Source organism: Anoxybacteroides tepidamans (assembly GCF_014201465.1).
Classification (GTDB): domain Bacteria; phylum Bacillota; class Bacilli; order Bacillales; family Anoxybacillaceae; genus Anoxybacteroides; species Anoxybacteroides tepidamans.
Genome location: NZ_JACHEP010000038.1, coordinates 1 through 13,785 on the forward strand (window position 1 = coordinate 1; position 13,785 = coordinate 13,785).

Sequence of the window (13,785 nt, forward strand, 5' to 3'; positions counted from 1 at the left end):
AACTCTCCATTGAAAGTTTTATTCCATACTCATATCAATTACTCGTCATTCAATCGACGAGGACGCTTCGTTTTGTTCAGTTTTCAAAGAACATGTCACACTCTTGATATTATATATATATCCTTATCCCATGTCAACTACTTTTTTTATTTTATTCATCATCAACAGCAGCGACGTTTATTAATATACCACATGACAAAAAGTATAGTCAACAATTTTTTTAAAAATAATATTCCTCCATTCTAAGTAAAACCTGAATAGAGGAACACTTACATTTAAAAGCATAGAAATTACGCCACAATATATTTTTGAATAATGATTAAAGCGACCACGCCAGGAACGCCTAAAAAGCCAGATACGGACGATGTCAACAAATTGATCGGAACATGAATGTTAAAAGAATTACCGACGGCATTTAAAACAAATAGCAACAATGCCCCGATGATCAGTTTAACAGCTCCATATCCGATGAAACGAACCGGTTTTAAAGGCGTTCCGACCAATAACAGAATAACGATTGCACATAAAAAAAGCATAATCACTATTTTCGGCTCCATATCATCCGCTCCTTCCTTATCATCGCTTGTACTATTCTATATATTATGCATGTGACGAAAAAAAAGAACAAAAAAGAGAGCTTATTTCGCTCCCTTTAATGTAATACGGCGACGTTTCGCCTCCCGAATCAGAAAAAAATATTTCGCTTCAGTAATTTTTACATCTATTAATACTTCTTCTGAAGGTTCGATACTTTTTTCAATAAGATCTTTTTGCTTCATCCATTCATTTCTCATCGCTTCTAATTGTTCGACTAGCTGTTGATCGAATTGTTTTTTTAGCCAACCTTTTCGCCGCCAAAACATGCGACTCACCTCAATCGATTTCTATAGCTCACGGCGGCCTTCAAGCGCTTTTGAAAGCGTCACTTCGTCTGCATATTCTAAATCGCCGCCCACTGGTAATCCATGCGCAATTCGTGTAATTTTTATCCCCGTTGGCTTTAGCAATCGCGATATATACATCGCTGTCGCTTCCCCTTCAATATTAGGATTTGTTGCCAAAATCACTTCTTGCACAGTTTCATCTTGAAGTCTTTTTAATAACTCAGAAATTTTGATATCTTCTGGACCAATGCCATCCATCGGAGAGATAGCCCCATGTAATACATGATATAACCCGTTATACTCTTTCATTTTTTCCATTGCAATGACGTCTTTCGGATCTTGGACAACACAGATCGTTGTTCTATCTCGTCTTTCGTCTTCACAAATATAGCAAGGATCTTTATCCGTAATATGTCCGCATATTGTGCAATAAGACAAATTCCGCTTGGCATTGACTAAAGCTTTCGCAAAATCCAATACCGTATCTTCTTTCATATTAAGCACAAAAAAAGCAAGCCGCACAGCGGTTTTTGGTCCGATTCCCGGCAGTTTCATAAAGCTATCAATCAGTTTGGATATCGGCTCCGGATAATGCATAAAAATCCCCCTAGAACAAACCCGGGATGTTCAATCCTTTTGTGAATTGTCCCATTGTCTCTGCTGTTAGTTCATCTGCTTTCTTTAACGCATCGTTTGTAGCAGCTAAAATTAAATCTTGCAACATTTCGATATCTTCCGGATCAACGACTTCTTCTTTGATTTTTACTTCCAAAATTTGTTTGTGGCCATTTGCAATCACTGTCACCATGCCGCCGCCAGCTGTACCTTCCACCGTTTTTTCTGCCAATTCTTCTTGGGCTTTTTGCATTTCTTTTTGCATCTTTTGCATTTGCTTCATCATTTTTTGCATATTTCCCATTCCACGCATCATTTATAAGTTCCTCCCTAATTTATTCTTTAATTTCAATTAAATTTTCACCAAATAACCGCTTTGCCTCAGCAATCAGTACATCTTCCTGTTCCGGTTCTTTTTCACGCTGCATCCCTTTTTCACGGATAAATTCTTCTCTTATTTTTCCCCATTCTTCATCAGGAACAGCGACCATTTCAAAACGCCGATGAGTTAAATCAAATAAAATGGACTCTAAATTTTCCTTTACACCATTCGTGTTATCTGCTGCCATTTTGCAATGAATTTCATATTTGAATTTCAAAACAAACGCATGCGAACTCGCTGCTACCGGTTCACTCTCATGTAATAAAGCAGCATGAGATACTTTGTTTTGTTTTTTTAAAATGTCAAGCATTTCTGTCCAATGGCTTTTAATGAGCGACAAATCTTGATGCGTAGCTTGTTTTAATATTTCATAAATGCGGCCGACCGGAGTTTTATAACCGCTTGTTCTTGGCGATTTCGTCGTTTTTTTCGTCACTGTGGACAAAGGTTCTTTCGGTGCAACAGAAATCCCTTGTTCTTTCAATCGTTGCAGTTCTGCCTCTAAATGTTCCACTTTCTTTACTAAAGAATAGAATTCTTCGGACATAGACGGTGTATGCCGTTGTTCCTGATGACAAAGTTTTACTAACGCAACCTCTAAAAAAATGCGCGGATGATTCGTCCATTTCATTTCCTGTTGACTTTTATTTAATGCTTCGATCGTTTCGTAAATCGCTGGTACAGCGATTGATTGAGCAAGTTGTTGAAATTGTTGATCGACAACCACTCCTCTGCCCCCGCCTTCTAAATGAGGGGCTGTCTTATACAAAAGAAGGTCACGATGATAAAAAATCAAATCTTCTATAAGACGATTCGGATCTTTCCCTTGATTCATAAATTGTTCTAATAATTGCAACGCTTTGGCCACATCTTTTTCGTGAATCGCTTGAACAAGGCTTGCTAACATAAAAGAAGACACTGCCCCGGTCATCGCAAGCACATCTTCAAGAAGCACTTCTTCTTCACTAAAAGAAATGGCTTGATCAAGCAAGCTTAATGCATCACGCATGCCTCCATCCGCGGCGCGGGCAATCGCCAACAATGCTTCATCAGAGGCTTTGACATGTTGAGCATCTACCACTTGTCTTAATCGTGAAACGATCGAATGAGGCTGAATTCTGCGAAAATCAAAGCGCTGACAACGAGAAATAATGGTAGGCGGGATTTTATGCGGCTCAGTTGTCGCTAAAATAAAAATGACGTGCTTCGGGGGTTCTTCTAACGTTTTTAACAAAGCGTTAAAAGCACCAATAGAGAGCATATGCACCTCGTCAACGATATAAACTTTATACTGTACAGAAGTAGGTGCAAATTTCACCTTTTCCCGAATATCCCGTATTTCGTCGACTCCATTATTCGATGCCGCGTCAATCTCCAATACATCCGGAATGGAGCCATTCGTAATTCCGATACAAGACGGACATTCGTTGCATGGCTCAGTAGCCGGAGCCTTTTCGCAATTGACGGCTTTTGCCAAGATTTTCGCAGCGCTTGTTTTTCCTGTTCCACGCGGACCGGAAAAAAGATAAGCGTGGGATATTTTATTTTGAAGCAGGGCATTTTGCAATGTTTTCGTTACGTGTTCTTGACCTACAACATCTGCAAATCGCTGCGGTCGAAACACACGATATAGCGCTTGATACGTCACGAAAATTGCCCTCCTCTTTTCTCTCATCTTATTTATTATATAATGTCTTAATCGTTTTTCAAAATAGAAATAAAAAACTCACTCCATGCGAGTGAGTTGCGCTTATGTATATACCGTGCACCTTCCGTCGATTAGCTGCCCCAAGCGTTGCTCAAGCAGTTAGCTCTGCCCAGGCTCCCCCACGGCACATGGGAGCATCCGCTTACTGCTGCTTCCTTCCGGACCTGACAGGGTTCACGGAATCCCATTGCGTGGGACCCAGACGTCAACACCACTTACTTGAGACAGACCTTACAACAGACTAACCTCGAGAAGGAATTCAGTCTCGCTAGAGCGGATTGCGAGTGCAGGGCACCGCTACCTCCCCACTTAGCACGGCAAATATAGTATAGCTTTTTTTTTCAAAAAAAGCAATGAACATAGCTTGTAATTTATTTGGTATCTTCGCCAACCTTTTCATCGCATTGCTTTTTTTTTAGGCGTAACTGCCGGAAAAACTTGCTTAGCATTTGGCCGCACTCTTCTTGCAGCACGCCGCTAACTACCTCGGCTTGATGATTAAATCGCTTTTCTTGTAATAAGTTCATCAACGTGCCGGCACATCCTCCTTTTGGGTCGCTTGCGCCAAACACCACACGTTTCACCCGTGACAAAACAATTGCTCCAGCACACATTGCACAAGGTTCCAGCGTTACATATAACGTGGTATCCTCTAACCGCCACGAGCCGATTCGTTCACATGCTTCATCAATCGCTAGTACTTCTGCATGCGCAACCGCCCGCTGCATCGTTTCCCGCAAATTATGAGCGCGGGCAATCACTTTCCCATCTTTGACAATGACAGCGCCGATCGGGACTTCCCCTATTTTTTCTGCTTTTTTCGCCTCTTCAATTGCTAAGCGCATATAATATTCGTCGTTCATTTGCAAACCCTCACTAAATAACAGTCATGCCGTTTTTTCCTTCATCATAAAATAAAAAGCAGAAAAGAAGCAACTAGGGAGGAAGAAAGCATGCAAATTCACGTCGTACAACGTGGGCAAACGATATTTGGCATCGCTCAAGCATATAACACGACGATAGAAGAAATAATTACCGCAAACCATATTCCAAATCCAAATGCGCTCGTCGTTGGTCAAGCGCTTGTGATTCCTATTACTGGCCGGTTTTATTGGGTACAGCCTGGTGATAGCCTTTGGACGATTGCACGGAAGTTTCAGACAACTGCTCAGCAGCTTGCGCAAATAAATCGCATTTCTCTCCAAACTCCACTTTCTATTGGACAACGTCTATATATTCCGCCGCAAAGAAAAAGAAACGCTGAGTTCAACGGATATGTAGAGCCACGCAGTTCTGTTGTCAGCCCTTCGCTAGAAGCAAGCGCTCGAGCCGCCGCTCCTTATTTAACGTATTTAGCGCCATTTAGCTTCCAAATCCAACGAAACGGAACATTAAAAGAACCTCCGCTAAACAATTTCCCTGTGATCGCTCGCGCTAATCATGTGACATTGATGATGGTAATTACAAACATTGAAAATGACCAATTTAGCGATGAACTTGGAGCTATCATTTTAAATAATGAGGATATCCAAAACCGCTTTCTCCAAAACATTGTCACAACCGCCAAAAAATACGGATTCCGCGATATTCATTTTGATATGGAATATTTGCGTCCTGCCGACCGCGATGCATATAATGCGTTTTTGCGCAAAGCAAAACAACGCTTCAATCAAGAAGGCTGGTTAATGTCGACGGCGCTTGCACCGAAAACGAGCGCCACCCAAAAAGGACGTTGGTATGAAGCGCATGATTATCGCGCTCACGGTCAAATTGTCGATTTTGTTGTCATTATGACATATGAATGGGGATATAGTGGCGGACCGCCAATGCCTGTTTCCCCAATTGGACCAGTTCGACAAGTATTAGAGTACGCGATTACCGAAATGCCTGCTTCGAAAATTATGATGGGACAAAATTTATACGGTTATGATTGGACACTTCCATACGTTCCCGGTGGACGATATGCGCGGGCCATTAGTCCGCAACAAGCTATTCTCCTTGCTTCGCGCTACAATGTTTCCATTGAGTACGATGCAAAAGCTCAAGCACCGCACTTTCGCTACCGGGATGAAAGTGGAAACGAGCATCAAGTATGGTTTGAAGATGCCCGTTCCATTCAAGCAAAATTCAACTTAGTAAAAGAGCTCGGTTTAAGAGGAGTAAGCTATTGGAAACTAGGCTTAGACTTCCCACAAAATTGGCTTCTGATTACTGACAACTTTCATGTAGTGAAAAGATAAAAACACATAAGTGTTGATTATCCATTATTTTACTAAAAAACACAGAATCATATAGCTGAACATAAGCTTTTCTGCCTCTTCCCTCGAAAATTTTTGGATGCTTATGAGAAGAAGCTGTCACGGATTCGGGTTTGAGAGATATAAACGATGAATGAACAGCTTTAATACCTGCCCTGTCCTACGCATTAATATTAGCGATTATGACATTCTCGAAAACGAACAATCGATCGAATCGATTGTTGAAAAAATTTCTTTCATACTCAACTAATATCACGGCTTAAAAAAGTAACCGCCTATTGATTCAGGCGGTTACTTTTTTAATAAAAAATTCGTTACAAGACGTAACGAATCGTTTTGAATAACAATCTCCATTTATGCGCAGTGGTGTTTCAAACTAGCTTAATGGCGGAGGAGGAGGGATTCGAACCCCCGCGCGCCTCTCGACGCCTCTCGGTTTTCAAGACCGACCCCTTCAGCCAGACTTGGGTACTCCTCCATATCGACAAAAATTAATATATCATTTTCCAATGGATAAGTCAATATTTTAAATGATTTTGCTTTAATCATGAATCGAGCAGGCCCATTAATAAGCCTGCTCATCTTTATTTACCGGATCACTTCTTTATTGCCCATATAAGGACGTAATACTTTTGGTATGACCACTGTTCCGTCTTCTTGCTGATAATTTTCTAAAATCGCGGCAACCGTCCGGCCGATCGCTAATCCAGATCCATTGAGCGTATGCACGTGTTCCGGTTTTGCTTTCGGATCACGGCGGAAGCGAATATTAGCACGGCGAGCCTGAAATGCTTCAAAGTTGCTGCAAGACGAAATTTCCCGATACGTTCCATAGCTCGGTAGCCATACTTCAATGTCATATTTTTTTGCGGCTGTAAAGCCTAAATCGCCTGTACACATGCTCATCACGCGATAAGGAAGCTCCAATAACTGCAATACTTTTTCTGCGTGACCCGTCAGTTTTTCAAGCTCCTCGTACGAATTTTCCGGTTTTACAAATTTTACAAGCTCTACTTTATTAAACTGATGCTGACGAATGAGTCCACGCGTATCGCGACCAGCAGATCCTGCTTCCGAACGGAAACATGCGCTATAAGCGACATAATTCAATGGTAAATCTTCCGCTGATAAAATTTCATCGCGATGTAAGTTCGTGACAGGAACTTCCGCTGTTGGAATTAAAAAATAATCTTCGCTTTCAACCCGAAATGCATCTTCTTCAAATTTCGGTAATTGACCCGTCCCCGTCATGCTTGCCCGATTCACAAGATAAGGTGGCAGCACTTCTACATACCCGTGCTCTTCTATGTGAAGATCGAGCATAAAATTAATGAGCGCACGCTCTAAACGGGCACCAAGTCCTTTATAAAATACAAAACGGCTTCCAGTTACCTTTGCAGCGCGTTCAAAATCTAAAATGCCGAGTTGATCTGCAATTTCCCAATGTGGTTTCGGTTCAAACGAAAACATACGAGGTTGTCCCCATTTCCGAATCTCTACGTTATCGTTTTCCGATTCACCGATCGGCACTGATTCATGTGGAATGTTCGGAATCGATAACAACAACATTTCTAACGCCTCTTCCACTTGGCGTAACTCATCATCTAGCATTTTAATGCGCTCACCGACTTCGCGCATCTCGGCAATCAGATGATCGGCTTCTTTCTTTTCCCGCTTTAACACGGCAATTTGTTGGGACACTTCGTTGCGCTTATTTTTTAACTCTTCCGCTTGCGCAATTAACTCACGGCGCTTTTTATCTAATTCCTCAAAGCGCGCAAAATCGGTTAAATCTTCGCCGCGATGTTTCAGCTTTTCTTTTACTTCGGCAAAATTGGCCCGTAAAAATTTCAAGTCTAACATCTTTCGTTCCTCCCTTGTTATGTCTTCAAAATAAAAACTCTCGTCCCTTAAACAAAGGGACGAGAGTAACCCGCGTTGCCACCCTACTTGAAGACAAATCGTCTTCCGCTCAAATCGATAACGGTTTAAGCCGGAAATGCTTACTGGCTTCTATACGTTCAGCATTTCACTCAAGGATGGATTCACAAGAATTCCCCATCGGTTTGCACCACCCACCGACTCTCTGAAGAGGAACGTTCTTGCTACTAGTTCCTTTCATCGTTTTAGCAACAATACGATTTTTAATAAAAAATGTACTATAAGGTTCGATAAGATGCAACTATTTTATTCTTTTGCCTCTTTGACCATATCGATAAAATATTGGGTAACACGATGATCGCCCGTTAGTTCCGGATGGAACGAACACCCTAAAAATTGTCCTTGTCTTGCTGCAACAATCCGGTCTTCATGTTTTGCTAAAATTTCTACATTCTCACCGACCTCAACGATATGAGGGGCGCGAATAAACACGCCGACAAAGTCATCCGCAATTCCAACAATGGATAGCTCAGCCTCAAAACTTTCACGTTGCCGCCCAAATGAATTGCGTTCGACCGTAACATCCATTAAACCGAGATGCGGTTCCTCATAGCCGACAATGCGCTTTGCTAAAATAATCAAGCCGGCACAAGTTCCGAACATCGGTTTTCCTTGTGCAGCAAATTCTTTTAACGGTTCCATAAATCCGTATTTATCCATCAACCGGCGCATCGTTGTACTCTCGCCGCCTGGAATAATGATACCGTCAATTTCTTGAAGTTGCTCGACCTTTTTTACTACGAGCGCTTCCGCACCACATGCTTCAATCGATTGAACGTGCTCTCTAACTGCTCCTTGTAAACCTAAAACTCCGATTTTTACCATCACCATCTTCTCCCTTATTACCAACCGCGTTCTTGCATGCGTTGTTCAGGTAATAGTGATGAAATATCGATCCCTTTCATCGCTCCACCTAAACCTTTTGAAAGATGGGCAATTAATTCATAATCTTCGTAGTGAGTCGTCGCTTCTACAATCGCACGCGCATATTTTTCAGGGTTTTCTGATTTGAAAATACCAGAGCCTACAAACACACCGTCCGCTCCTAAGTACATCATTAAGGCTGCGTCAGCCGGAGTCGCCACACCTCCTGCGGCAAAGTTAACAACAGGAAGACGGCCTAATCGTTTAATTTCTAATAGTACTTCGAACGGAGCACCAAGATTTTTTGCTTCTGTCATAAGTTCGTCTTCGCTCATGCTGACAACTTTACGCACTTGGGCATTCACTTTCCGCATATGACGAACAGCTTCTACGATATTCCCTGTGCCAGGCTCCCCTTTTGTCCGTAACATGGACGCACCTTCTGCAATACGGCGGGCAGCTTCTCCTAAATCGCGGCAGCCGCAAACGAACGGAACTGTAAATTGACGTTTATCAATATGGAATTCCTCGTCTGCAGGAGTTAATACTTCGCTTTCGTCGATGTAGTCAACACCTAACGCTTCAAGAACTCTCGCCTCTACATAATGGCCAATACGGGCTTTTGCCATCACCGGAATCGAAACAGCTTTCATCACTTCTTCAATCACTGTTGGATCCGCCATGCGCGCTACGCCACCCGCTGCACGAATATCAGCTGGAACTCGTTCTAACGCCATGACCGCTACAGCACCTGCAGCTTCCGCAATTTTCGCCTGCTCTGCATTTACGACATCCATGATGACGCCGCCTTTTTGCATTTCTGCCATCCCGCGTTTTACACGCTCTGTACCTGTAATAGCCACTTGTAATTCCTCCTAGTTACGTTATGTAGTCATATTTTGATTCATTTTACTGGAAAATAACGAAATTCACAATAAATAATCTTGATTTCATTTCTTTATTTTACCTCAATTTTTTCAAAAATCACAATAAAAAAGTAAAAAGCTCCTTTTAAGGGAGCTTTATTTAAAACCATCCTTTTACCACTTTCGCAACGCTTGTCCAAACGTCGCTGAATAAACCACCAATCCCTCTCATCATAAGCACAAACCAATTGGCTTTTTCCACACTTTTCTTAGTAACAACATCTACTTTCACCGCATTTTTCCCATCTGGAGTTAAATAGTCATGGTTATTAGCACCTATATATTTTAATGTCATATATCCTATTTTTTCACCTTTTTTCACCGGTGCTGTTAATTCTCCATTTTTCGTTAATTTCTTTTTATCCAACACATACACAGGTTTATAATACTTTTCCTCACCTTTTTTCACAACAAACGAAAGAGGTTTTTTCGTCGCGATCGCTACTGATTTTTCTTTTCCTTTTACCACCGGCAACGTAGAAGCGCCTTTTTGTTGATACCCAGCCGGATAAAGCTCTTTTAGCGAATAGTTGCTGAAGGCATAATCCAACATTTTTCTTGTTTGTTCAAATCGAGCTTCAATTGAGGATTTTCCGTTACTTTTAGCATTCATGACTACTGTAATAAAACGAACACCGTTTCTCTCTGCCGTTCCTGTAAAGCAGTATCCAGCAAATTCCGTATACCCAGTTTTAAGTCCATCTACTCCCTCGTAAGAATAAATGAGACCTGGCAACATCCAATTCCAGTTATCCATTTTAATTTGGTCATTCGTACCTTCTCTAAATATTTTTTTCGGAATGCTCGCTGTTTTTAGCACTTCTGGATATTCTTTTAGCAAATGATAAGCTAACGTAGCAACCGCCCGGGCGGACATCACATTTTCTTCATTTTCGTTCGTTCCTTGGGGATGAAACCCTTGTAAATCTTTGTTGCTTAATCCTGTCGCATTAACAAATTTATAACCTTGAAGCCCTAGTTTTTTCGCTTTTTCATTCATCATTTTCACAAAGTTGTCTTCTGAACCACCAACAATTTCAGCAATGGCTACTGTCGCAGCATTGGCAGAATAAATCGCCATCGCTTCATAAAGCTCACGCACCGTATATTTTCCGTCTTTTCGCAACGGAACGTTAGACAAATCGCGATCTTGTGAAAGCCGATATACATAATCGCTCGGTGTATACTGTTGATCCCATTTGACACGATTTTCTTTAATCGCTTCTAGCAGCAAATATTCTGTCATCATCTTTGTCATGCTTGCGATTCCGAGAACTGTATCAATATTTTTTTGATACAAAATCCTCCCGGTACTTGCATCGACAAGAATTGCCGCATCCGCTTCAATATTTAATGGATCTTGCGCCGCCTTTGCATTGCCGAATGGAAAAATTGTTGACAATAAAAAAACCACGATCAACCCTATGATTATATTTTTCTTCTGTTTCACTTTTGTCCCTCCTCACACAAACGTTATTGTAACACACTCCGATGCAAAAAAATAGACGGAGGAACATTCCTCCGCTTCAATTTCAAAACAAAAATAACGCTATGAAAGAGAATAATTTGGTGCTTCTTTTGTAATTTGTACGTCATGCGGATGACTTTCTCGCAATCCTGCACCTGTCATGCGAATAAATTGCGTTTTCTCGCGCAATTCTTCTAAATTTTTTGTTCCACAGTATCCCATTCCCGATCTTAAGCCGCCAACAAGCTGATAAATCGTATCGGCAAGCGGACCTTTGTATGGAACGCGACCTTCAATTCCTTCTGGAACAAACTTTTTATTATCTTCTTGAAAGTAGCGGTCTTTGCTTCCTTTCTCCATCGCCGCCACAGATCCCATTCCTCGATATACTTTGAAGCGACGACCTTGATAAATTTCAGTTTCCCCAGGGCTTTCAGTCACACCTGCTAAAAGACTTCCAAGCATAACCGCATGCGCCCCTGCTGCTAACGCTTTTACAATGTCCCCTGAATATTTAATCCCACCGTCAGCAATAATTGGGACACCATATTTACGCGCTTCTGTCGCACAATCATAAACTGCTGTAATTTGCGGCACCCCTACACCAGCGACAACGCGCGTCGTACAGATCGAGCCTGGGCCAATTCCCACTTTAATAATATTTGCACCTGCTTCAATGAGGTCGCGTGTCGCCTCTGCTGTCGCGACATTTCCGGCAATAATATTCAACTTCGGATACTGTTGGCGAATTTTCTGAACCGTTTCAATAACTCCTTTTGAATGTCCATGAGCTGTATCAACTACAATGACATCGACATTGGCTTCCACGAGTTTTTTCACGCGAATCATCGTATCTGCCGTTACTCCAACAGCAGCTCCTACTAACAAACGGCCTTGTTTGTCTTTCGCTGAATTCGGGAATTCAATTACTTTTTCAATATCTTTTATCGTAATTAATCCTTTGAGAACGCCATTTTCATCAACAAGAGGCAATTTTTCGACTTTATATTTTTGCAAAATTTTCTCTGCTTCCTCTAGCGTTGTACCGACAGGAGCGGTAATTAAATTTTCTTTCGTCATCACATCGGAGATTTTGGTTGAGTAGTCTTGAATAAAGCGCAAGTCCCGGTTCGTAATAATTCCAACAAGCTTTTGTTCTATTTCATTATTGACAATCGGGACACCAGAAATGCGGTATTTCCCCATTAAATGTTCAGCATCATACACTTGATGCTCCGGAGTTAAAAAGAATGGATCCGTAATGACACCACGTTCCGAACGTTTTACTTTGTCCACCTGTTCCGCTTGTTGTTCGATTGACATATTTTTATGAATAATTCCTAATCCGCCTTGACGAGCCATTGCAATCGCCATCTCTGCTTCTGTGACAGTATCCATTCCCGCACTAATGATAGGGATATTCAATTGTAGCGTTGGGCTTAATTGTGTTGTGACATCCACATCGCGAGGTAATACTTCTGATTTTGCAGGAATAAGAAGAACGTCATCAAATGTTAATCCTTCTTTTAAAAATTTAGATTCCCACATATTTTCTCCCCCTTATCCGGAAATATTATTAGTAGCTTAACAACTGGTTAAAATACTGTCAAGGAATCATGAAAATGTTAGATTTTTCATTCAATTCAAACTTTATTTCTTAGCGAAAGAGGGAAAGATAGATGCTTCATTGTAAAGATATTTGGAACAAATTTACCTCTTTTCATTCTACAAATATCGCCCAGCAATTTTTGTATCGCTGTTACACGAAAATAGACAGAGAAGATGCGAAGCAAAAAAGCTATACAAACTGCTATGCTTTTCTTTACTATTTACAACATGGACAAAATTTTTATTTAACGGCCAAGCACTCCTCGCTCTCCGTTCAACCAGTTCTTTTATTTTATGGGATGGTTCAGCTTTTAAAAGCATGTCTTCTTACTGTTGATGCTGATTATCCTGAATCAGCTTCTGTTTTAGCCCATGGTGTTTCGACAAGAAAACGAAAAAAACAAAACTATGAGTTTTTTGCTGATGAAGTGAAAATACAAAAACACGGATTGTTTACTCATTTTTCTGAAAAAATGTTTCATGTGAAACAAATAACTGGAGAAAAGTTTCGCATGCGGACACTATTGCAACGAATAGGCGATCTTCATGAACTGTTCGAAATATACTATGATCAACCGTTATCAAGAAAAGTGTTCTATGACCACTTCAGTCAGTCATTGTTGATCCCAATAAACATTTTGGACGACTATCATATGACGTTTGATCGTTTTATAAGTTATGTAGCAAAAGAGTGGAATTGGATTCAAGAAGGATCTGTACAAATAGAAGGGGACTATATAAAAGCAACGTATCGGCACAGACTAAAACCATTAGGATGTGAACCGTTTATGTTTGACCTCGATCACGGATCGTACCGTTTACCAATCAACCGTGAAGAAATGTTTCATCTACCCGAAGTGATGTTCCACTATTTACTTTTATATAACTTAAGTATGATTTCTCGCTATGAAACAGAATGGTGGAATGAATTACTACATTCTTATTCAAGTGAAGCTTATCCTTTTATCCATAAGTTTTTATCTATCACATCAGAAAAAGTACCGTTATTGCTTTATGAATATTTGCTTGCTGAATCAAAAAAGACTGACTAAACATCCGTTTAGTCAGTCTTTTTTTTGCCTAGCAACGTCCTACTCTTGCAGGGGCGCTGGCCCCAACTACCATCGGCGC

General features: G+C 41.0%; 13 protein-coding genes, 1 tRNA gene, 1 other RNA gene and 1 other annotated feature. Of the genes, 2 read left to right on the plus strand and 13 right to left on the minus strand.

All coding sequences use genetic code 11. The annotated features are described in order from the left end of the window. Positions 1 to 290: 290 nt before the first annotated feature. The 7 genes from HNQ34_RS16850 to tadA all read right to left on the minus strand — a co-directional run bounded on the left by HNQ34_RS16850 (position 291) and on the right by tadA (position 4,452). A complete protein-coding gene (locus HNQ34_RS16850) occupies positions 291 to 557 on the minus strand; it encodes a pro-sigmaK processing inhibitor BofA family protein (RefSeq protein WP_183256483.1) in 267 nt (88 codons plus the stop codon). Positions 558 to 638: 81 nt separating this feature from the next. Continuing rightward, positions 639 to 863, minus strand: coding sequence for a YaaL family protein (locus tag HNQ34_RS16855; RefSeq protein ID WP_183256484.1), 225 nt, complete (start codon positions 861 to 863; stop codon positions 639 to 641). Positions 864 to 884: 21 nt separating this feature from the next. Then, positions 885 to 1,481 carry a recombination mediator RecR gene (gene recR / locus HNQ34_RS16860; RefSeq protein ID WP_183256485.1) on the minus strand — a complete coding sequence of 199 codons (597 nt, stop codon included), beginning with the start codon at positions 1,479 to 1,481 and terminating at the stop codon, positions 885 to 887. Between the two features lie 10 nt (positions 1,482 to 1,491). After that, positions 1,492 to 1,815, minus strand: a complete 324-nt coding sequence (locus HNQ34_RS16865) for a YbaB/EbfC family nucleoid-associated protein (protein WP_181557572.1) — start codon at positions 1,813 to 1,815, stop codon at positions 1,492 to 1,494. A 19-nt stretch (positions 1,816 to 1,834) separates the two neighbouring features. Next, on the minus strand, positions 1,835 to 3,529 hold the full coding sequence (dnaX, locus tag HNQ34_RS16870; protein ID WP_183256486.1) for a DNA polymerase III subunit gamma/tau: 1,695 nt from the start codon (positions 3,527 to 3,529) through the stop codon (positions 1,835 to 1,837). Positions 3,530 to 3,642: 113 nt separating this feature from the next. Next, positions 3,643 to 3,907, minus strand: an RNA gene (gene ffs, locus HNQ34_RS16875) — signal recognition particle sRNA large type. A 53-nt stretch (positions 3,908 to 3,960) separates the two neighbouring features. After that, the gene (gene tadA / locus HNQ34_RS16880; protein ID WP_183256487.1) at positions 3,961 to 4,452 is read right to left on the minus strand and encodes a tRNA adenosine(34) deaminase TadA; all 492 of its coding nucleotides are present in this window, start codon (positions 4,450 to 4,452) and stop codon (positions 3,961 to 3,963) included. A gap of 90 nt (positions 4,453 to 4,542) precedes the next feature. On the opposite strand from tadA, the gene HNQ34_RS16885 reads away from it, so the two are divergent. Further along, positions 4,543 to 5,829 carry a glycoside hydrolase family 18 protein gene (locus tag HNQ34_RS16885; protein ID WP_183256488.1) on the plus strand — a complete coding sequence of 429 codons (1,287 nt, stop codon included), beginning with the start codon at positions 4,543 to 4,545 and terminating at the stop codon, positions 5,827 to 5,829. Between the two features lie 403 nt (positions 5,830 to 6,232). On the opposite strand, the gene HNQ34_RS16890 is transcribed toward HNQ34_RS16885, so the two are convergent. The 6 genes from HNQ34_RS16890 to guaB form a co-directional block, all read right to left on the minus strand. Then, positions 6,233 to 6,325: transfer RNA gene (locus tag HNQ34_RS16890), tRNA-Ser, on the minus strand. Positions 6,326 to 6,435: 110 nt separating this feature from the next. Further along, positions 6,436 to 7,710 carry a serine--tRNA ligase gene (gene serS / locus HNQ34_RS16895; RefSeq protein ID WP_183256489.1) on the minus strand — a complete coding sequence of 425 codons (1,275 nt, stop codon included), beginning with the start codon at positions 7,708 to 7,710 and terminating at the stop codon, positions 6,436 to 6,438. A 52-nt stretch (positions 7,711 to 7,762) separates the two neighbouring features. Next, positions 7,763 to 7,978 (minus strand) — a binding site (T-box leader). Between the two features lie 56 nt (positions 7,979 to 8,034). Continuing rightward, positions 8,035 to 8,613: a pyridoxal 5'-phosphate synthase glutaminase subunit PdxT gene (gene pdxT, locus HNQ34_RS16900; protein WP_183256490.1), complete on the minus strand. Its 579-nt coding sequence runs from the start codon at positions 8,611 to 8,613 to the stop codon at positions 8,035 to 8,037. A 17-nt stretch (positions 8,614 to 8,630) separates the two neighbouring features. Continuing rightward, positions 8,631 to 9,515, minus strand: coding sequence for a pyridoxal 5'-phosphate synthase lyase subunit PdxS (pdxS, locus tag HNQ34_RS16905; RefSeq protein WP_066322275.1), 885 nt, complete (start codon positions 9,513 to 9,515; stop codon positions 8,631 to 8,633). Between the two features lie 163 nt (positions 9,516 to 9,678). Beyond that, the gene (locus HNQ34_RS16910) at positions 9,679 to 11,028 is read right to left on the minus strand and encodes a serine hydrolase (protein WP_183256491.1); all 1,350 of its coding nucleotides are present in this window, start codon (positions 11,026 to 11,028) and stop codon (positions 9,679 to 9,681) included. A 99-nt stretch (positions 11,029 to 11,127) separates the two neighbouring features. Next, the gene (gene guaB, locus HNQ34_RS16915) at positions 11,128 to 12,594 is read right to left on the minus strand and encodes an IMP dehydrogenase (RefSeq protein WP_183256492.1); all 1,467 of its coding nucleotides are present in this window, start codon (positions 12,592 to 12,594) and stop codon (positions 11,128 to 11,130) included. Between the two features lie 131 nt (positions 12,595 to 12,725). Here guaB and HNQ34_RS16920 point away from each other — a divergent pair, with 131 nt between their 5' ends. Then, entirely contained in the window at positions 12,726 to 13,706 is a 981-nt protein-coding gene (locus HNQ34_RS16920; RefSeq protein ID WP_183256493.1) for a YaaC family protein, read from the plus strand. Positions 13,707 to 13,785 lie beyond the last annotated feature (79 nt).